This is a genomic window from Paenibacillus sp. OK076, assembly GCF_900110055.1.
Classification (GTDB): domain Bacteria; phylum Bacillota; class Bacilli; order Paenibacillales; family Paenibacillaceae; genus Paenibacillus.
Genome location: NZ_FOCH01000001.1, coordinates 2129120 through 2149747, shown reverse-complemented (window position 1 = coordinate 2149747; position 20628 = coordinate 2129120). Strand labels below are relative to the sequence as shown.

Sequence of the window (20628 nt, the reverse complement as noted above, 5' to 3'; positions counted from 1 at the left end):
CCAACTTAAGCATTCCATCATAAAAACGTTTTTATTTTCCGACAAAAAAACCCCCTAATCTCAAATCTATAATTAAAAAAGACCGGAAATGATTGAATCACCTATGTTGAAAAATCACTCCGGTCCATCTTCACATGACTTGAACCCCGTATGATCAGTTCACCCGCCAGTTTCTGTGAAACCCCATGTTCCTTCTTCTTGATCATGCGAACCAGGTGATTGACCGCCAGGATACCCTGCCTTGCAATCTGGTTTCTTACCGTACTTAATGGCGGGGAAAAATATTGGGCAATATCAATATCATCGAAGCCTACTACACTTACATCCTGAGGAACTTCGAAGCCATGAGACTTCAAGGCATGAATGCAGCCAATTGCACTTACATCATTTCCTGCAAGAAAAGCATCAGGCAGCTTGGCAGGATGCAGATGAAGAAAAGATTTTACCGCACTGTAGGTGCCCTCTTCCTCAAAATATCCCTGTAAGATGTAATCATCATCCATTGGAAGCTGGTACTCACGCAAAGCGGCCAGATAACCATCTCTACGCTGATTACTGTCAAACATGGTGTCCACGCCGGATATGTAGGCAATTTTCTTGTGTCCCAGTCCAATTAAATATTTGGTCGCTTCGTAACCCGCTACATAGGAGTCAAAAATGACGCTTCCCATCGTATCGCTCTGATAGACCCGATCCAGAAATACAGCCTTGATCTTGTCTTTCTCCATAGCGATAATATCCTGCTCATCAATCCGCAGTTCTTCGTAGATGATGACACCATCCACACGTCGACCCAGAATATTACTCATAATGACCTGCTTATCCTTGGTCACAAACACATTGAGCCCGTAACCCAGACGATCGCATTCGCGAGACATGGATTCAACCAGCTTATAAAAATACGGACCCGACACACTTGTGGTGAAAAAGCCCAGCATCTTGGTTTGCCCGGATTTTAGCAGCTTGCCGTTCAGGTTGGGAACGTAGTTTAAACGCTCAGCAACCTTCAGGACATGTGATTTGGTCTCTGGGTTTAAGACATCCACGCCGTTCAAGGCGTTGGAAACCGTAGAAATGGATACCCCGGCTTCCCGTGCAACATCTTTAATTGTAATCTTTCCCATAATTTTTTGGTCCTTTGCTATAAAAACGTTTTTATATATTTTAAATTAGCATAAAACCGTTTTCAATACAACACTTTTTCTTTTAATTTTTTTTCACATTCTTTTGCTATGATCATGGCATGGCTGCTTAGCACTGTCGTTAGAGACAGATATGTAAAAAAGCAGCTCCTCTGTGAGCTGCCGATAATCATGCTTCTTGTTCCCCATTCTGCGTGTACATATGATAAATTTGTTGTACCTGCTCTTCCAATCGATGCAAGCGAACAAAACGATCAGCTCGAATATATTCCTTCTGCTCCACCAACATAATCATCGTGGGAACTGTGAAAATAAGAAACCTGGACGCCACCTCTTCCACTTGGTTGGCATTGATGTGGGCCAGATACACCATCGGATAAGGTTCAAGTAACTCCCTAATCTTGGGAAGTAAAGCATGACATACACTGCACTCTGGCCTTGATACATACAAAAAGACCAATTCATATTGTTGAATCATCTCTTCGATCATTTCTATGGATGTTATGTCATTAAGCTCTCTCATAAGGATCATCCCTTTCGGTCAGTTGACAGCTAGAGTTAAACCCTAGTTTATCACGAATGTCTAACTGTACAAATCTCGCGCTCGCCTAAACTTTTCTTTTCAAACACAGCCTGTTTGCATTAAAATATAGTTGGAAGATCATCCCATATGAAAAGAGGTTATTGTATGAAAAAATCATTTCTTTTTCTGCTTACTGCCCTCATTGCTGTTATCTCCTTCTCCGCGTATGCACCTGCATCTGATGCCTCTGGTAATATTGGAGTTAGCCTGCTATCGGATCGTGAAACAGGCACCGTAAAATAACGCGTTCACACTCTTTCCAAGAAAAGAATTTGCACAGAAACGAGCAGGCGACCCGTTCGGATAACATCCGGAGTTGGTCGCCTGCTGTCATTGTCATTGTTCTTTTCTGCAACCCTTACTTCCAGTCTCTCTTGCGAAGATAGGACTCGAATACAAAAGTTCCAAAAGGCAATAAACCTGCTACCAAGCCCATGAACCAGCGTGAAGCTTTCCACTTCTTCACAACAGCCAAATGTACAAGCGTGATCAGATATAGTGGAAAAAGAATACCGTGAATCATACCCATAATCGCTACCGGGGAAGACATATCGGCAAAATATTTTAGCGGCATGGCTACAAAAATCAACAGCAGTAAGGATACACCTTCCCATATGCCTGCAATTCTGAATCGACCTGTGACCGTCTTCATCCTGTTCAATCTCACCTTTCCAGCGGATAGTATGTGAATTATGTAACTTGTTACAAGATGTTTCAACTTGAAGCCACATCATCTGTACTAATGCAGCTTCATTTGAAACGTCTTGTTCAGTATACCGCATGGTTCTGGTTCGGAAATGCTTCAATTTTGAATAATTAATGACTGAACTATCCGTGCAGGTGATGTTGAGTTTTAAATTCGAAAATCGCATCAACAGCATAATGATATCCGCCTGATTTTCGAAAGGATTCCCTCAGATTCGCAGCAGCTCTCTCAAAAGAAGGAACCTTCAACACATGATCTACCGTTTCATGGAGCTGATTGGCAGTCAAGGTTTGCATTTGTAAGCTGATGCCTGCTCCCCTGCTAACAACCTGCTCAGCGATGATCGGCTGGTCCGCGCTCTGAGGGAGTACAATGAGGGGAACCCCGTAATATAAACCTTCATTGGTACTGTTCATCCCGCCATGTGTGATAAATAATTTTGCGGACTGCAATACATCCATTTGTGGAACATAACGTTTAACGATAAAATTTTCCGGAATTGCTCCCAGTGCCGTAATTTGTGTTCTATCCCCTACAGACATGACAATTGTATGTTCGGTATTCCCCAATGCTTCCAAGCAAAGCTTATAGAAATCAAGAGCCTGGTTAAAAATTGTACCCAGTGAAATGTAAATAGGTCTTTTCCCTTTAATTGCTTCCATGTCGAAGTCTTCATGCGTTAATCTGGAAAATATAGACGGTCCTACGAATTTATAGGTATGGTCGAATGCATCTCCATAAGGCTGGAATTCCCTTGTTGTATATACGATGGTAAGCGGTGCGGGATTGCAAAACACTTCGTAGGGAGAAGCAATCTCTACATCATATTTTTCTTGTAACCTGCTCGTCAGACTATGGAATGTATCGTTTATAGGTTGAGCGATTTCGGCAGGAACATTCAAGAAAAAGTGTTGCATCAAATGATTGAATGATTCTTCGGTCTGCGCAAAAGAAGTGCATGAATTAATTGCAGGCAGCTTCAGTATTTGCGCAAGCAAACGTCCGCAACCAAACATGGAATCATGGATGATGTAATCAAATTGTTCACCCTTAATCTGTTCAAGGACACTCGGAATGACGATATCTGCCGTAAGCAAAAGACCGTTGACTCGTTCAAGCAAATAATCTCTGCCACCTGAGACAAAAGCTTTAATAAATTTTTGACCGTCAAAGGTTCGGACTACAGCCCCTGTCTTTTCCATACGTTCCCGATACGCTTCTATAGTGAAGTACACAACCTCTTCCCCGCGTGAAATAAGCTCTTGTACCACACCAATCGTTGGATTGACATGTCCCTCTGATCCACCGTTAATAAATAAAACACGTGCCATAATTATCCCTCCTTTGTTATACTACGTGCTTCAAATGGTGTAAGAATTTTCGTAAGCAATGACGTACTTCCCCCAAAAAATAAATATTAGGTAGTCGCACGTTCTATCAGTTGAAATTCCAATTGCCGAGGCTGCAGCTCCTGCTTGCCAAGGACGGCCCATAATTGATGAAAGGCCTGCGTAGCCTGTTCTGCAATGGGATTATGTATAGTGGTTATTCCAAGCACACGAGACAAATCAATGTCATCGAAACCAACAATGGCAAGTTGTTCGGGAACTTGTATATTCTGTTTGCGTGCTTCGGACCAGATTCCGATTGCTGCATAATCATTCGAACATAACACCGCTTGAGGAAGTTCTGGTCCACTAGCCATTCTTCGCATCGCCTCTTCGCCATCAGATGAACTGAACACGGAATATTGATAAGCTTCACGCAATACAGGCAGACCCTTATCTGCCATAAATGATTCATAGGCTTCCCGCCGACTCTGGGTATTCAGGCTTTCTGCTCTGCCAAAGGCATTGGCAATGCGTATATATCCTTTGGACACCAGATGTTCAAGAGCCAGCCTGTAGCCTTGTGCCTGATCCATAGCCACTGACGGAATTTCGTCATTCCCCATCCGCTGCCAGGATACAATCGGACCATACTCGCAATAGGATTTCAGTTTGTCTGGATGATTGACACAGGTCATAATCACCAATCCATCCACCCGTTTACTCCGCAGATCCTCGAACGCCTGCAACTCAATCTCTTTATCTCCACGCGAAGTATAGATCAGGGTCTGAAATCCATAATCCATCGCTGTATCAATGAATTGATTCATGAACGTAAGGATAATCTCGTTGGTTGCGGATGTGACAATTCCAATTTGCTTGGTCTGTCCAGTGGATAACGAAACGGCATTTCGGTTCGGGATATAGTTGAGCTGTTTCATAATGACCGTTATTTTCTGCCGGGCCTCGTCACTCACATGCGGCGAATGATTAATTACTCTGGACACCGTGGCTTTCGAGTAGCCGGACAGCTTCATAATTTCATCGAACTTGGACACATGAAGTCTCCTTTCTTGCTGACTATCTATAATGATTTACAGTTTGCCTCAAAATAAATAAAAAGTAAAACTTGACGTGTAACCCGTTCCAACGTTTAAGCTTTTTTTATACAGTGCTGCCGTATGTGACATCCACAACGAATTCTTAACGATTGGAGCGATACTTATGAGTCAATCTCAACATCCATCCTTTAATTTCCCCAAAAACTTTCTGTGGGGTGGTGCGATTGCCGCCAACCAGGCCGAAGGTGCATATAATCTAGGTGGCAAAGGATTGTCCACTCAGGATGTGGCCCCCAAAGGTATTATGGGTCCCATTACCGAAGAACCCACTGAAGATAACATGAAACTGATCGGGATTGACCTGTATCACCGTTATAAAGAGGACGTCAAGCTGTTCGCCGAGATGGGATTCAAGGTATTCCGCACCTCCATTGCTTGGTCCCGTATCTTCCCCAAGGGCGATGAGCTGGAACCCAATGAAGAAGGTCTTCAATTCTATGATGATCTCTTTGACGAGTGTCTTAAATACGGAATCGAACCCCTCGTCACCCTTTCACACTACGAGACACCTCTCCATCTCTCCAAAGAATATGATGGCTGGGTCAATCGGAAGATGATCGGATTCTACGAGCGTTATGTGACTGCCGTATTCAAACGTTATCAAAATAAAGTGAAATACTGGCTCACATTTAACGAGATCAATTCGATTCTGGAAGCACCCTTCATGAGTGGTGGTATCTACACACCAAAAGAGAAGTTGAGCAAACAAGATCTTTATCAGGCAATTCATCATGAGTTTGTAGCCAGCGCTTCTGCTGTGAAGCTCTGTCATGAGATCATCCCAAATGCGCAGATTGGTTGTATGATGCTCAGTATGCCGACCTATCCGCTAACACCGAATCCCGATGATATGATTAAAGTGATGGAATTCGAACACAGCAATTATTTCTTCGGAGATGTGCATGTGCGAGGCCGTTATCCTGGATACATGAAACGTTACTTCCGTGAAAATGGAATCCAGATTCAGATGGAAGATGGCGATGAAGACATGCTGCTCCATACCGTCGACTTTATTTCTTTCAGCTATTATATGAGTGTCTGCCAAACGGCTGATCCAGATAAACAAGTTGCAGTGGAAGGTAACCTGCTTGGCGGTATACCTAACCCTTACTTGCCTGCAAGTGAATGGGGATGGCAGATCGATCCGCAGGGACTGCGGTATGTGCTGAACATGTTCTATGACCGTTATCAGAAACCACTTTTTATTGTGGAAAACGGACTGGGTGCTGTGGACGAGCTTATTACCGGACCTGATGGTGAGAAGACCGTTGAAGATGACTATCGCATTCAGTATTTAAATGATCATCTCGTTCAGGTCGCAGAAGCCATTGAAGATGGCGTTGAAGTTATGGGATATACGTCCTGGGGTTGTATTGATGTGGTCAGTGCTTCGTCAGCACAATTGAAAAAGCGTTATGGTTACATTTATGTTGATCGCCATGACGATGGTTCAGGAACACTCGAACGTTATCGCAAAAAGTCGTTCCACTGGTATAAAGAGGTGATTGGCAGCAATGGCAAGAGCCTGAAACATTAAGCATATGATATACCTGTAGCAGGTGCAAACTTGCGCTCCCCCAGCAGAAATCAAGTACAAGCATTGGGTACCCGATGTATTGATGCATTGTTTTCTGCTGGGAATTTTTTTTCATATAGTACGTTCAGTTAAATTGGACCAAGGCTGGCTCCAACGCTTTCAATGTTAACCATCTCATTCCGGCTTCAAAGTCTTCCTGGAAAGAATCGATCAGAACAAGGCCAGGATCGGATGGCATCGACAGCTTGGCTTGATACTTTTCCCATGCTTGAATAACTGCATCTTGGTCAACCAACTTCTGATAGATTACTACCTGGTCTGGAGCAAGAATTGCATTAACCGTTTGAATCATTTTGCATACCGTTTCAATAAACACTTCCTCTTCCACTGGGCTATACCAATCCACTCCCATTGGAAGGTATTTGACTTCCCCGGCCATGCCAAGTTTTCCTTTAATCACTTTACCGTTCAGATAAATGCCCATGCCTGGAGGATATTTGGTTGGAAAATACATTCCGATGACACACAGGTCCTCGTCCAACTCTTGTTTGGCGCAATATCCGCTAATTGCAGCATTCACATCATTTTCCATGATGACTGGTAATCCGAACTGTGCTTCAAGATCTTCAGTCATTCGGATGCCTTCTAACTGCCGGTGACTGCTCACCGTAATTTCCCCATTCACGGTTTGCCCTGGAATACCAATACCGATCACTTTAATGGAATCATGCAGAGCCAATACGTTCCCAATGATCTCATAGAAGTGTTTCTGATCAAACGTAGGCATCGTATATTCTTCTCTGAACACCATGTTATCCTCTAGGTTAATGACGGTGGCCGTAATCAGGTCCTGCCCTTGCTTTTCGTTGATATACATGACCAAAGCCAAGCTGAAATCGTAATTATATCGGTAGGTTAACGCCGGTCTCCCCCCATTGGAAGGCACTGTCTGATCTTCAAACAGTTCACCCAGGTCACACAACTCTTTTACCAGTGAATTTACAGTTACGACACTGAGCTTGGTCAAGGAGGCCAGTTGTGGCTTGGTTGCTGTTTCCACCCGTTTCATGACCTGGCGTACATGGTTTATATTAATTTCTTTCATCAAATACGCGTTCGCTATTTTCATAAGCACCCCTACTCCATAGTTTCTTCTCCAATGTAGTAACTATACAATATCTCCAGAGGTATTAAAAATACCCGATGAGAACATCGGGTATTCTAAGGGTTTCGTATACACTTGGTAACTAGCTTCTGCTATACTTCGTTTTGTCTGCTTCCGTTATTTTGCGAATCACTCTGCATGGATTACCCGCAGCAATTACATCAGAAGGAATGTCTTTGGTAACTACACTGCCTGCCCCGATGATTGTATTATCTCCAATGGTCACACCCGCAAGCACAGTCACGCCGCCACCGATCCATACATTATTGCCCACTGTGATGGGACCTACAATTTCAAGACCTTCGTTACGTTGTTCCACATCATAAGGATGCCCCGCAGTGTAGAATCCACAGTTCGGAGCAACAAAAACATTGTCACCAAACCGGATTTTGCCTCCATCCAGCATAACGATATTATGATTGCTATAGAAGTTCTCACCAATTTCTATGTTATAGCCGTAGTCACATACAAACGGCTGCTCGATCAGGAAACGATCCGTCGTTTTTCCAAGCAGCTTTTTGAGCAGCGCTTCTCTCGCGGCGATCTTGCCTGGATGAAGCTGATTATACTCGTAACAAAGCCCCTTCGCGTACATACGCTCATCAATCAATTCTTTGTCGTAATTCGCATTATACAGCAGTCCCAGTTGTGATTTCTCTTTTTCTGTCATGAATTCTTGTGCCTCCAGCTCTTCTCTATATATTAAAATACTTTATAAAACTATTTTAATTATAGGGGTTAATTTCAATTAATCAAGTAACCGTATGAACGGTTTGCTCCTTGCGACTAATTGCATAAACGGCTGACACCAGACCCATCAGGATCAGAATCGACCCCACCCATCCTGTATACATAATGGAAGAATGATCGATAACCACCCCGCCAATATAGGTACCGAGAGCAATACCGGCATGTGCAATGCCTGAATTGGTGCTAATTAACGTTTCAGCCGTTGCCGGTGAGGTTTTGATAATCAGACTATTCTGTACCGGGGTAACCGTCCAGCTTAAGGCACTCCATATACTTAGCAGAATCAAGAAAGCAATTAAAGGCAGCCCGGTACTAAACGGAATAACCGCCATGCTTATAATAAAGGGGATCAGCACGATAATAATGGCTTTGGCCGGGTGCAAGCGATCTGATAAGATGCCGCCAATGCCGCCGCCTGCTACGGCAGCGATACCAAACATCATATAGATAAAGGTGACCATGGTTGAACTGGCTCCCAGCGCTTCCTGGAGAAATGGTGTGAAATACGCATATAACGTCAAGTGCCCTGCGAGCACAAGCAATGTTGTAACATGGATTGCCAGCATTTTCGGATTCCATAGAGCCGTAAGCTGCTTCTTCAGAGATACGGCCGGAATCGGCTGCACACGATCCATGGCAATGCCAATGGCAACCATGACTACTGCAGTTAGAATCGCAATCAACATAAACACTTCACGCCATCCGGCGAGGTTACCTACAAAGATCCCGAGAGGTACACCCAAAATTAGTGATGCACTTCCTCCCATCGTGATAATTCCCACGGCACGCCCTTTATATTGAGGCTCCACAATACGTGCAGCGAGCGTTAGTGACAGAACAAAAATCAATGAGCCCGTTGCCGCCCCCAATGCTCTGCCTGCCAAAAGCATATAGAAGTTGACACTAAAGGCAGAGATGAGATTACTGATTAGAAAAACGAATAAAGTGCACATATAAACTTTTTTACGTTCGAATCTGGCCGTCATATTTAACAAGATAGGCGCAGATAACGCATAGACAAGTGAGAAAATCGAAATTAAATACCCGGCTTTGGCCAAGGTCAAATGAAGATCTGTCGCAATCAAGTCCAGAATCCCGCCTAATATGAGTTCAACGGTACCCACTACAAAGGCCGCGATTGCCAGAACATATACTTTTTTATTCATTTTTGAAGCCTCCTCAAAAGTTACAACTACGATAGTAACTTAATCACGAGAAGATTTCAATACAAAAAAGCTATTCTCAGAAAGAATAGCTTTTGGAACCATCAGTTTAATAAATTAATCGTGCCAGCAAACGTGCAATTTCTTCATCCTGAAGCAGATGATCACCGAATCTTTTGGTAATTTGAGTAAGAGCGACGTCATGATAGAAATAATCCGTCATGGCTTTAACAATCGGTTTGGACGTAGTCTTGATGGCCTTCCATGAAGCATGCTCGATCCCTGCAAACAAAAGATATTCATGGTCAACAATAATTAGCTGCGATGGCTCAAGCTTACTGTCCTCAAGCATGGGTATTAACGAATATTTATGCGTTAAAGACGTTTGCAATCCGCCTACAGCCAAAACCTCAACATGTACCCCTTCAGCCTCTTTTTGCTCCAGCAGCTCCCGGTACTTCTCCATTTGCTCGTTCCACGCCAGAAAAAGGATAGATGAATCCGCTTCTTCAATAAGCTGTTCAATATTCGATGCAATGGATGATGCATCCTTCAACGTCCAGATATGTTCATCTGTGAATGTACGTTTGATTTTATATGTCTTTAACTCCTCAATATCCTTCTCAAAGTCGGCCCTTATTTTGAGGATAATGGACTGAAGATCAACCGCCATGTACAATTTTTTCTTCCCATGCATGGTGGTTAGGACCGTTCCCTTATCAATAAGCCGATTAAGCACTTCGTATATTTTAGCCTTAGGTACATTGGAATAATTAACAATCGAGGTGGCATCGAGCGGCGCATCCTGTGCAAATATAGCCTCATATACCTGACTTTCATATTGTGTAAAACCGAATTTCTGCAACATGGTTCGATTCGGGCTCCTTCTTGTTTTGTATCGTTCTATACAGTTTAGACGCCTGAACTTCCCATGTCCAGTTTATCCCACCATTCCTTCGTACCCAAATATAATGACCTCTCAATGGGTATATTAACATTCAGGCTACGCATTTTTATTTTGAAGGAGGTGTGCTTAAACATGGAGAGTACCCATGATTTTGTGAAAAAAGTGAATGGGAATGCCGAAAAAGCACGTCATAACAAAAACAATGGTAAAGGTACGCCAACAGACAAACTGCCAGCAAAGCAGCACAGCACCAATAAATAAACTTGTAATGGCATGTCATCATGTTAAGGGGATAAGTTAAGTGAATCGCTCATCTTTCTTTCAGCAAGAAAAGGACCTCTGGAGAGAGATCCTTTTCTTGCTATTCGTGATTTGACCTTTCAAAAGCTTCCCGGCTGTCTACGTTCGATTCCAGAAGCGTTGTTGCGTCATGGCTTGAATGAATTGTTCTGCAAAAGCCGCAGGTTGCTGCTCCACAATGACACCAGGTTTGCCGATAATACCGGCTGGCTGGATCAGTGCTGCACCGGTTGGTGTGGCTCCTATGGGCTTAAAATGATTATACGTTTCAATGGCATAGGATCGGGTGTATTTTTGAAAATATTCATCTTGGTTCTGTCCTCCAACAATGAACAGTCCATCGTATACCAAGGGTGATCCGGTTAGGAAGCTATCGTCCACTTTGAGCTCCACACCTTCTGTTCCATGCACCACACCCTGTCTTTCATGAACAATGACCGGACGAAGCCCTGCTCCCTTAAGCTCATTCAAAATATATTGCGTGCTTGGACCATCAAATCCTTCACCAACAATCACCCCGACACGCAGTGTCTTGGGAGAAAATACGGTATTGGCCATACTTAGCGCAGGGGAGGACTTTGTCACCGTAGATTCGGAGACGTTAGGTACAGCGACTCCAAGTTCGCGGGCCAGAGTGGTTGCCAGCTCTGTGCTGATATGGCCCAGCATATCAACGACCTGTTGACGAATCGAAACGTCCTTAACCTTCCCAAGCTCAAACGTGAGCGCCTGAATGATATGACTCCTCTCCACACCTGTCATGCTGTTCCAGAATAAACGGGCCTGCGAGAAATGATCCAGGAAGCTGGGTGCTGTTTTCCGTTCCTTGAGTCCTTGCACCGTGGAAGGGTAGGTTACAAATCCACCTTTGGTACCGGGCACAGTATAGGGAGAATTATTGGCAAGAGAGTTATCGTGATAGGCGACTCTCCCCCGATCAATCGTGTAACGGGAAGCGCCGTCTCTCTGGTTGTTATGTACAGGGCATACGGGACGATTGATAGGTAATTCCTGATAATTCGTGCCCACCCTTGCCAATTGTGTATCCGTATACGAGAATAGTCGGCCTTGAAGCAGTGGATCGTTGCTGAAGTCAATGCCACGTACAATGTTGCCTGGATGGAATGCCGACTGTTCCGTTTCTGCAAATACATTTTCGACATTTTGGTTAATCGTCATTTTGCCAATGATTCGTACCGGAATGTCTTCTTCAGGCCATAACTTCGTTGCATCCAAAATATCAAAATCATACTTGAATTCATCTGCTTCCTCCAGCACCTGTATTCCAAGTTCGAACTCCGCGAAGTTGCCTGCATTGATATTCTCCCACAGGTCCCTGCGATGAAAGTCCGGGTCCGCCCCGCCAAGCTTCTGCGCCTCATCCCACACAAACGAATGCATGCCAAGTAACGGCCGCCAATGAAATTTCACGAATCTGGATTTGCCTTCTTTGTTTACCAGCCGGAAGGTATGTACCCCGAATCCCTGCATCATTCGAAAGCTTCGCGGTATCGTGCGATCCGACATAATCCACATAACCATGGCTGCCGACTCCTGATTATTCGCAATAAAATCCCAGAAGGTATCGTGCGCAGTGGAACCCTGTGGAATTTCATTATTGGGTTCCGGCTTCAATGCATGAATCAGATCCGGGAATTTAATCCCATCCTGGATGAAGAAGATCGGAATATTGTTGCCCACCAGATCAAAGTTGCCTTCTTCGGTATAAAATTTTACTGAGAACCCACGTACATCCCGATTCGTTTCGTTTACTCCTTTGGAGCCTGCAACCTCGGAGAAACGAACAAAGAGCGGTGTTTTCACACCGGGGTCCTGGAGAAAATGGGCCATCGTTAACTCTTCAAGTGATTCATATAATTCAAATTCACCGTAGGCTCCGTATCCCCGGGCATGCACAACTCTCTCCGGAATGCGTTCACGGTCAAAGTGCGACAGTTTCTCACGCATCAGAAAATCTTCAAGCAGCGTGGGTCCGCGATCCCCCGCTTTTAGCGAGTTGCTATCATCCGATATTTTAACCCCTTCATTGGAAGACATCTCTTTTCCGTTATTATCCCGAAGAAAGGCATTTCGCTGCTCTATCTTTTTGTTCTCATCCATGGGTTCCTTGCTCATTCCAATCACCTCCAGAATAATATGTATGGGCTTGGAAGTAGACTTATGATTGACCGGCACACCATACTTTGGTCCGAATCATGTGTGTGAATTACAAATATGAATAACATGAGCTTGGATATGAGGCATAGCTGATAATTGTCCATTTATTAAACATCGCATCTTCTGTCTAGCACCTCCTTCATCTACTTTTCATTTACTATAAAGAATCTAATAGAAAAGAGATGATGAAGATGGCATGTGTAAAGGCTGTTCCACAACCGGATTTGGTATTGATTTATTGGTCCAGAAACCCGCTCGTTCCTGGTTCTGCACGCCGAATCAGAAGTGTCCGTGTGATTGGAAACACGTCCCCTTGTACCTTCACACTGGTGCGTGGTGCATTGCTGATTAATGCCTTAAACTGTTTGCTGGATAATGATATCGGTTTTAAAGTGGTCTATAGCAAAAAAACATCGAGCATCAGTGGCGTTTTATTGTTAAAACGCAGATCCTAAACGAACAAACAGGTGCCCTCCTTCAATAAGGAGACGCACCTGTTTGTTATTTAATCAATGAATGATGTAACTGAACTCCACTCTATTTGACGTTCATATAACGTTCGAAGGCATTATTACGGATGGTCAGTAACTGTTCAAGTCCCATATCATTCAACTTTTTGATATAAGCATCCCAGCCCTCTTCGATGCCGCCTTTGGTTACCCACTGTGCACGCATCGTTGCTACATAACCGTCAATATCCGTTGTCAGTGTTGGCAGCTCCTGGAACTCTTCTGCATTGTACATAACCTTTGGATAAGGTGTCGTTACATCCGCACTGCCCAACTGATCGATTTGCAGCTTGAGTCCGTCACCTGCTTTTGGATTAAGTTTAATTTTTTCTTCAAAGGAAGGGCTTACATATTTGGGCCCAAAATCACGCAGGGATTGATCCCAGTACCATGCATCGGCGCTGGTGCCTGCTGGCGGGTCCATCAGCGTATATGTGCCATCATCATTTTTCTTGATTACAGTTCCGATCGCACCCCAGAAATTCTGAATGCTGGCTTCGTTGGAATAGAACTGATCCGCCCAGCGTGCGGCTACTTCCGGAACAGTACATGAACTTGTAATGAGCAGTTCATTACGGGCCAGATTCATGCCGCCAGGATCCCCTGGCTGATAGCGTTTGCCATCAGGTCCGGCAATAGGCGCAATCGCTTCATATTGGTCGCTCCACTTTCCAAACACAGCATCGGGTGTCCACTGATTGCTGAAGCCAACGATTGGAATATCTGCATTTTGCCATTTGGCTGATGTCATTGTATTGTCTTGGGTGAACAGTTCCTGATCAATCAGGCCTTCTGAATACAGCTTGTGTGTATAAATAAGAGCTTCTTTATAGGCATCGGTCGTTGGGAAGAAGACCGGTTTACCGTCCTGGACAATCATACTGCTGGCATTAATGTCAGTGATTCCGAATGGATTCAGGAAGTCCACATTCAGACCCGTTTCCGTGTACGGAATTTCGTCCTGTTTTCCATTTCCGTTCGGATCTTTTTCCTTAAACGCTTTCAACACCTGGTACAGTTCTTCTGTTGTCGTTGGTGCTTTCAGCCCCAGCTTATCAAGCCAGGCCTTATTAATTACAGGCTGGTTCCGGCTCTTCGGACGGGCAGGCAGTCTTGTTGGCATGGAATAGATTTTGCCATCAGGAAACGTGCTGATTTTCTTCATGTCTGGTGTCTCTTCCATCGCAGCCTTCAAGTTGGGCATATATGAGTCAATGTACTCATCCAGTGGACGGAAATAGCTCAGGTTGTTTACAATGTCCGAATCGCTGAACACCTGATCACCTAAGATAATGTCCGGGAGTGTACCACTGGCAAGCATTATGGATTTCTGCTCACCCCAGTCATTAGAGGACATGACCTGCCACTCAATTTTCACATTGGAATCCTTCTCCAAATCCTTGAGCCATTGATTCTGAGTAAAGGTGTCGCCCATATTCCCCCAACGAACCGTCAGTACCTTGAGTGTGACCGGTTTATTGACAATTGGCAGACCTTCCTGATTAAAATCGCTTGATACCGTAGTCTCCGCAGGTTCACTACTATTTCCACTACTACAGCCAACCACGCTGACCAACATCACCGACGCGAGAAGCACGCTGCTCATTTTGGTGAATAACTTCTTGCCTATCTTTTTCCCCATTTGGGAACCCCCTTGATTGGTATTGAATTTCAACCTGCCCTATTCCTTCACTGCGCCGATCATCACCCCCTGATTGAAATACTTTTGGATGAACGGATACACACACATGATTGGAATTGTGGCGATAATAATAACGGAATATCTCATCAAATTGGCAAGACGCAGAGCAACTTGTGCCGCTTCTCCTGTACCCATGCCGGACTGCATCTGATTCGTGATGAGGATATTACGTAAAATTAGTTGCAGCGGATACAGATTCGGATCTTTCAGATAAATCAGAGCATTAAAATAGGAGTTCCAATACCCTACAGCAATCCATAGTCCAAGGACTGCGATGATTGCTTTGGACAGCGGCAATACGATGAGTACAAAATACCGCAGGTTTCCACAGCCATCGATCTGAGCTGCTTCCCATAAATCTCCCGGAATACTGGTCTGGAAAAATGTCCGGGCGACGATCATGTCGAAAACCACCACGGAGAACGGAAGCACCATCACCAGGAACGTGTTATAAAGATGGAAGTCACGGATCGTCAGGAAGGTTGGAATCAAGCCGCCGCTGAAGAACATCGTAAAGATAAAGAACAGCGAGAAAAATTTGCGCCCAACCAGATCTTTTCTCGATAATGCATAAGCCGCCGAAATATTAACGACAAGCCCGAAGAGCGTTCCCACCACCGTATACAGAATGGTATTTCGATATCCGATCCAGATGTTCTCGTGTCGCAGCAGTTCCCTATATCCTTCCAGCGTAAAACCTTTCGGAAACACCCACACCTGTCCGTTAGCCACAGATGAAGGATCACTGAACGAGGCGATGATTATAAAATAGATTGGATAAATGATAGCTATTAGAAAAAGAACTGCAAAGGCATACAGTACGACTTCTGCAATCGAAACACGTGATCGACGTTTGGTTCGGGGAGCTCTGGTCATTGCTGCCGGTTCCATAACACTCATCTTGTTTGTCTCCCCCCTACCATAGACTGTTTTCACTGTATTTCTTGGACAATTGATTGACCAGAATAAGCAAAATGAAATTAATGACGGTATTAAACAGGTTGATTGCTGAGGAGAAGCTGTATTGGCTGCTCAGCAACCCGATTTTGTATACATAAGTGGACAGAATCTCACTTGAGAGAATGTTCAGGTCATTCTGCATCAGATACACCTTCTCAAAGCCTACACCGAGTAATCCGCCCACCCGCAGAATAAGCAGTGTAATGGCCGTCGGCAGCAGCATCGGAATATCGATATAACGAACCTTATGCCATCGACTTGCTCCATCTACCGTTGCCGCTTCATAGAGGCTTGGGTCTACGGCGGACAGCGCGGCAATGTAGATAATGCTGTCCCAACCGACATGCTGCCACACGTCAGACCATACATACACACTGCTGAACAGAGCTGATGAACCCATTAAGTCCGGTGCTTGTGCTCCAAACAGCTGATACATATTGCCAACAAGTCCTGTACTTGGCGAGAACAGAATCAGCATCAATCCGACCATAACTACGGTTGAAATAAAGTGAGGCATATAAGAGACTGTCTGAAAAAACCTCTTGAACCTCCCTGCTCTCATCTGATTCACCAGTAGTGCAAGCATAATTGGAATCGGAAAAGTAGCCAAGCTGTACAGACTGATCACAAGTGTGTTACGAATCGTATTCGTAAATTGATAGGATTTAAAGAATTTCTCAAAGTATTTGAATCCAGCCCAAGGGCTGTCTCCGATCCCAAGCGCCGGACTGTAGTCCTTAAAGGCGATTAATACGCCGTACATCGGCTTGTAGGCAAATAAAAGTGTCAACAGAACCGCTGGAAAAAGCAAAACGTAAAGGCCCCAGTTTCGCCTGATTCTCTCCAACGTTCTTCCCATATAAAGTGGATTGGTCCTCATGGTTCTTCCTTCCCTCCTGTAAATATACTGATGCTGCTCTCCCGTAGGACCTGTCATCTCTGGAATAGCTTCAGTATAAACTGCTTCACATTGGGTTTACCGGACCGCTAAGGACGTTATTCGGACTTCTATGGTTCCATCCATGAACTTTACAAGTAACCAAGACGCTTACGAACAAAAATCATATCGTTATCCAGACTTTCGTGTGTGTAATCCGGACTTCTGGATCAAAAGATGCAATTCTTTATGTTTTTTTCAAATAAAGGTTTTATACTATTCCTGAGATATTAAAGCGTATTCATAACCAAGCAATCAAGAAAGTGGTGCATTGTTCCATGGCAAACCTGAACGCGATCAAACCCTACCCCATCCGGCATTATATCCGTATGATGTTCGTCATTTCTTTTGTTGTGCTCATCTTGGATCTCGTGATCAGCATTGCTTCCATCTCCATGGTCAAACAGCAGTCCACCCAATACTTGCAGGATGCGGCCGATCTGTATATCAACCGCATTAATCACGATTTTGCGTACATTAATCATTTCATGGGGTGGACACTGGCCAATGACGAGAATCTCGACAACATGAATACATATGGCGTGAACAGTATTCCGTTCCTGAAAGCCAACGAGAAATTACATTTGCTCTTCGCCGAACTACAGCGAAACTACGGGCAGTCGTACAATTTCTTTTATTATTTGGAGAATAGTGAATACTTCCTCAACTGCGCGCCAATAAGCATCTCCTATTCGGATTATTCAGAAGTAAAAAAGCAGATCATTACACTCACCCGGGATAAAGGTGTATATGAGAAGTTCTATTCCCATTGGACACCAATTCACGTGAACGGCACTTCTTATCTTATCAATATTGTGCCGTACTACAACCGTTATCTTGTTGCCTTAATATCCGCAGATGAACTGATCGCCCCTCTCCAGCAAATTAATCTGGGTGCCAACGGATACGCCTCTCTGGTAGACGAGAATGGACTGCAACTTTCCGGACCTGCGGGCGGGGATCACATACCAGAAGAGAGACACTCCTTTCTCGATCTGTTCCAGTCTCATAATATTGTCAGCAGCGAGTTCTCCAATGCAGCATTCAGCGTGCATATGGCCATCAAGTTTGGCACATTCGAGAAAATCATGGTCGCTCAGCTGCTCATCATGCTGCTTTTTCTGATCGTGACCTCCACGTTAAGCGCAATCATCATGTTTTTCAGGAGAAATTTGCTTGTTCCCATTCAGCGATTCTCCAAAAATCTGGCGCGTATTAACGAAGGGGATGAAGCGACAGACTTCAAGAGCAGCCGGATTATGGAGCTGGAGCAGGTCAATGCACAGTTTAAAGAACTGGTAGGCCAGATTAAACGATTCAAAATCGATCGCTACGAGCAGGAATTGGAGAAACAAAAAATACGACTGGATTATATGAAATTGCAGATTAAGCCGCACTTTTTCCTGAATTGTCTGACGAGCATGTACAGTATGGCACAGATGCAGATGTACGAGGAAATTGAGAATATGGCCCTGGCTACGTCCCGATATTTCCGATATATCTTTCAAAGTGGGGAGAATTTCGTTCTTCTGGAGAATGAAATTGAACATGTGAGAACGTTTCTGGATATCCAGAAGTCGCGTTACCGCGATGCTTTTTCCTATCGCATTGAACATCCAGATATGATCACGGGCATCGCAGTGCCACCACTCGTCATACAGACATTCATCGAGAATGCAGTCAAGTATGGGGTCTCTCGAGACCGGGAACTATGTATTACTTTATCCGTGACGGAACAACGACAGGAAAGTGGCGATCATGTACTCATCCAGATTTCGGATACAGGACCAGGCTTCAGCCCAGATGTTCTTGACGCTTTGGTGCGTGGAGAAGCGCTGGAACAAACCGGCGGCAACCGGATCGGCATTATGAATACCATCCAACGTTTGGAATTGTTATATCGAGATGAAGCAAATATTACGTTTGCAAACGACGCAAGTGGCGCTCGGATCACGCTTTCCTTGCCTAAAATGATACTGAATTCAGATACTCCGGGAGAGGTGACAAACCATGAATGCATTGCTGGTTGATGATGATTATTTTGTTGTCATGGCTTTGGAAAAGAAAATTGATTGGGAGGCATTGGGGATTCATAGAATATTCACAGCCTACAATATTGCGCAGGCCAAGGAAGTGTTGCAAACTCATCCTGTACAGATTCTCATATGTGATATTGAGATGCCCCAGGGTAGCGGGCTGGAATTACTCGCATGGGTCCGGGAGGAATCGCATAATGTACAGACGATATTTCTGACCAACTATGCCGATTTCAACTATGCCCAGAAAGCAATCGAGCTGCAAAGCTTTGATTATTTTCTAAAACCAATCGAGTTTGACAAGTTAACGCTTATTATTCAAAAGGCAGTTGCTAAAGCCCGCGACCAGCAATTCATTGAGAAAGCCATTCATGAGGGTGAGCTGTGGCAGAAAAACCGAAGCAAACTGATTGAGGACAGCTGGCGCAGGCTAATCTCCGGTAAAGCTTTTCCTTCCAGCCCTGCCAACGTCTCTGCCTTTTTGACAGAACAAAATCTGCCTTATGAAACAACCGATCTGTTTCTCCCTATTCTGGTTAACCTGTTTCCGTACGATCATACGCTGGGCAAGACGGACAAGAACCTGTTCGATTACGCGTGTTTGAATGTAATGGTTGAGCGGTTCCAGAACACGTTGTTCTCCATTGAAGCCATTATCGAAATCAAGGATCATAACTGGATGATTATTCTAAAATGGAACGGGGCGCCGGATGCACAGCTGATCGAATCCATGTGCGGTTTGTTTATCCCCGAGGTTAATAATTACCTAAAGTCTGATGTTTGCTGTAGTATCGGATTCTCTCTACCACTGGGTCAGATTCGTCATACCATCAACGAGTTGTTGCTTATGAATGAAGAACGAATCAAACACCGCAACCAAACCTTTTTACTGGAAAACTATAATAGACCCGAGTTGAATTACACCCCACCTGATCTGGGATTACTGGAGCAATTGTTGAATGAAAATCGCTTCCAGGCATTTCTGGATGAAACGGGTCGTTACATGCACCAACTGGTCCGTGAAGGTGTGGTGGGTACCGCTGTACTAAGTTTGCTGCGTCTTGATCTGGTGCAACTTGTGTATGCCCAATTGAAAAGTAAGGAGATCGAAGTGCACAAGCTGTATATGGGCAAAACGAATGATCAATTGTTCATGCAATCTCTGCATTCTATTGAAGATATGCAATCCTATATTGCCTACCTGGTTAATACGGCTGCGGAATATCTGAATGTTGCCGAACAGCCCAAGTCGGTTGTACATGAGATTACCCATTATATACGCACACATTATGGAGAAGATTTAACGAGGAATAATCTGGGGGAGATGGTCTATCTGAATCCGGATTATCTGGCAAGACTGTTCAAGAAAGAGATGGGAATATCACTGGGCCATTATGTCATTCATACCCGTCTTGTGGCGGCCAGGCACTTACTGGAGACCACCGCACATTCGGTGCATACCATTGCTGGAAATGTCGGTTATACCAACTACTCTCACTTTACCAAGCTGTTTAAGCAAGAAATGGGCTGCAGCCCCAATGAATATCGCAAAAAGCAGAAAGAAGGCTCTCATGAAACCGGATGACCTTTCTCGCTTTTAATAC

Annotated in this window: 19 protein-coding genes; 6 read left to right on the top strand and 13 right to left on the bottom strand. The window is 44.3% G+C overall.

Annotated elements, in window-relative coordinates:
• Positions 1-101: 101 nt before the first annotated feature.
• Positions 102-1124, bottom strand: coding sequence for a LacI family DNA-binding transcriptional regulator (locus BMY78_RS09685; RefSeq protein ID WP_090897322.1), 1023 nt, complete (start codon positions 1122-1124; stop codon positions 102-104).
• Positions 1125-1311: 187 nt separating this feature from the next.
• The gene (locus BMY78_RS09680) at positions 1312-1665 is read right to left on the bottom strand and encodes a thioredoxin family protein (protein WP_090897318.1); all 354 of its coding nucleotides are present in this window, start codon (positions 1663-1665) and stop codon (positions 1312-1314) included.
• Between the two features lie 165 nt (positions 1666-1830).
• Here BMY78_RS09680 and BMY78_RS32780 point away from each other — a divergent pair, with 165 nt between their 5' ends.
• Positions 1831-1968, top strand: a complete 138-nt coding sequence (locus BMY78_RS32780; protein WP_177185693.1) for a hypothetical protein — start codon at positions 1831-1833, stop codon at positions 1966-1968.
• Between the two features lie 115 nt (positions 1969-2083).
• On the opposite strand, the gene BMY78_RS09675 is transcribed toward BMY78_RS32780, so the two are convergent.
• The 3 genes from BMY78_RS09675 to BMY78_RS09665 all read right to left on the bottom strand — a co-directional run bounded on the left by BMY78_RS09675 (position 2084) and on the right by BMY78_RS09665 (position 4817).
• Positions 2084-2377 carry a DUF3817 domain-containing protein gene (locus BMY78_RS09675; protein WP_090897315.1) on the bottom strand — a complete coding sequence of 98 codons (294 nt, stop codon included), beginning with the start codon at positions 2375-2377 and terminating at the stop codon, positions 2084-2086.
• Between the two features lie 176 nt (positions 2378-2553).
• Positions 2554-3762, bottom strand: a complete 1209-nt coding sequence (locus BMY78_RS09670; RefSeq protein WP_090897312.1) for a macrolide family glycosyltransferase — start codon at positions 3760-3762, stop codon at positions 2554-2556.
• Positions 3763-3848: 86 nt separating this feature from the next.
• Positions 3849-4817, bottom strand: a complete 969-nt coding sequence (locus BMY78_RS09665) for a LacI family DNA-binding transcriptional regulator (protein WP_090897308.1) — start codon at positions 4815-4817, stop codon at positions 3849-3851.
• 166 nt (positions 4818-4983) lie between these two features.
• Between BMY78_RS09665 and BMY78_RS09660 the strand changes: the two genes are divergently transcribed.
• On the top strand, positions 4984-6417 hold the full coding sequence (locus tag BMY78_RS09660) for a glycoside hydrolase family 1 protein (protein ID WP_090897305.1): 1434 nt from the start codon (positions 4984-4986) through the stop codon (positions 6415-6417).
• 124 nt (positions 6418-6541) lie between these two features.
• Here BMY78_RS09660 and BMY78_RS09655 read toward each other — a convergent pair whose 3' ends face one another.
• From BMY78_RS09655 to BMY78_RS09640, 4 genes are all read right to left on the bottom strand, one after another.
• Positions 6542-7546 (bottom strand): ROK family protein, encoded by a 1005-nt coding sequence (locus tag BMY78_RS09655; protein ID WP_090897302.1) that lies wholly within the window; start codon positions 7544-7546, stop codon positions 6542-6544.
• A 118-nt stretch (positions 7547-7664) separates the two neighbouring features.
• Positions 7665-8252 carry a sugar O-acetyltransferase gene (locus tag BMY78_RS09650; protein WP_090897300.1) on the bottom strand — a complete coding sequence of 196 codons (588 nt, stop codon included), beginning with the start codon at positions 8250-8252 and terminating at the stop codon, positions 7665-7667.
• An 82-nt stretch (positions 8253-8334) separates the two neighbouring features.
• On the bottom strand, positions 8335-9498 hold the full coding sequence (locus BMY78_RS09645; RefSeq protein ID WP_090897297.1) for an MFS transporter: 1164 nt from the start codon (positions 9496-9498) through the stop codon (positions 8335-8337).
• Between the two features lie 106 nt (positions 9499-9604).
• Positions 9605-10363 carry a TrmB family transcriptional regulator gene (locus tag BMY78_RS09640; protein WP_090897293.1) on the bottom strand — a complete coding sequence of 253 codons (759 nt, stop codon included), beginning with the start codon at positions 10361-10363 and terminating at the stop codon, positions 9605-9607.
• Positions 10364-10534: 171 nt separating this feature from the next.
• Between BMY78_RS09640 and BMY78_RS09635 the strand changes: the two genes are divergently transcribed.
• Positions 10535-10663 (top strand): DUF4023 family protein, encoded by a 129-nt coding sequence (locus BMY78_RS09635; RefSeq protein WP_090897290.1) that lies wholly within the window; start codon positions 10535-10537, stop codon positions 10661-10663.
• A gap of 138 nt (positions 10664-10801) precedes the next feature.
• Here the strand turns inward: BMY78_RS09635 and BMY78_RS09630 are convergent, their stop codons facing one another.
• Positions 10802-12838, bottom strand: a complete 2037-nt coding sequence (locus tag BMY78_RS09630; RefSeq protein ID WP_371129127.1) for a catalase — start codon at positions 12836-12838, stop codon at positions 10802-10804.
• Positions 12839-13071: 233 nt separating this feature from the next.
• On the opposite strand from BMY78_RS09630, the gene BMY78_RS09625 reads away from it, so the two are divergent.
• Entirely contained in the window at positions 13072-13335 is a 264-nt protein-coding gene (locus BMY78_RS09625) for a hypothetical protein (RefSeq protein WP_090897288.1), read from the top strand.
• A gap of 82 nt (positions 13336-13417) precedes the next feature.
• Here BMY78_RS09625 and BMY78_RS09620 read toward each other — a convergent pair whose 3' ends face one another.
• From BMY78_RS09620 to BMY78_RS09610, 3 genes are read right to left on the bottom strand one after another with little or no spacing between them, the layout of a single operon-like run.
• Positions 13418-15031 carry a type 2 periplasmic-binding domain-containing protein gene (locus BMY78_RS09620; RefSeq protein WP_090897285.1) on the bottom strand — a complete coding sequence of 538 codons (1614 nt, stop codon included), beginning with the start codon at positions 15029-15031 and terminating at the stop codon, positions 13418-13420.
• Positions 15032-15070: 39 nt separating this feature from the next.
• Entirely contained in the window at positions 15071-15967 is an 897-nt protein-coding gene (locus tag BMY78_RS09615; protein ID WP_256222206.1) for a carbohydrate ABC transporter permease, read from the bottom strand.
• Between the two features lie 40 nt (positions 15968-16007).
• A complete protein-coding gene (locus BMY78_RS09610; protein WP_090897279.1) occupies positions 16008-16931 on the bottom strand; it encodes an ABC transporter permease in 924 nt (307 codons plus the stop codon).
• A 335-nt stretch (positions 16932-17266) separates the two neighbouring features.
• On the opposite strand from BMY78_RS09610, the gene BMY78_RS09605 reads away from it, so the two are divergent.
• Both BMY78_RS09605 and BMY78_RS09600 read left to right on the top strand, forming a co-directional pair.
• Entirely contained in the window at positions 17267-19018 is a 1752-nt protein-coding gene (locus BMY78_RS09605) for a sensor histidine kinase (RefSeq protein WP_256222032.1), read from the top strand.
• Positions 18999-20609 (top strand): response regulator, encoded by a 1611-nt coding sequence (locus tag BMY78_RS09600; protein ID WP_090897276.1) that lies wholly within the window; start codon positions 18999-19001, stop codon positions 20607-20609. Before BMY78_RS09605 ends, BMY78_RS09600 begins: the two co-directional genes overlap by 20 nt.
• Positions 20610-20628: the final 19 nt, after the last annotated feature.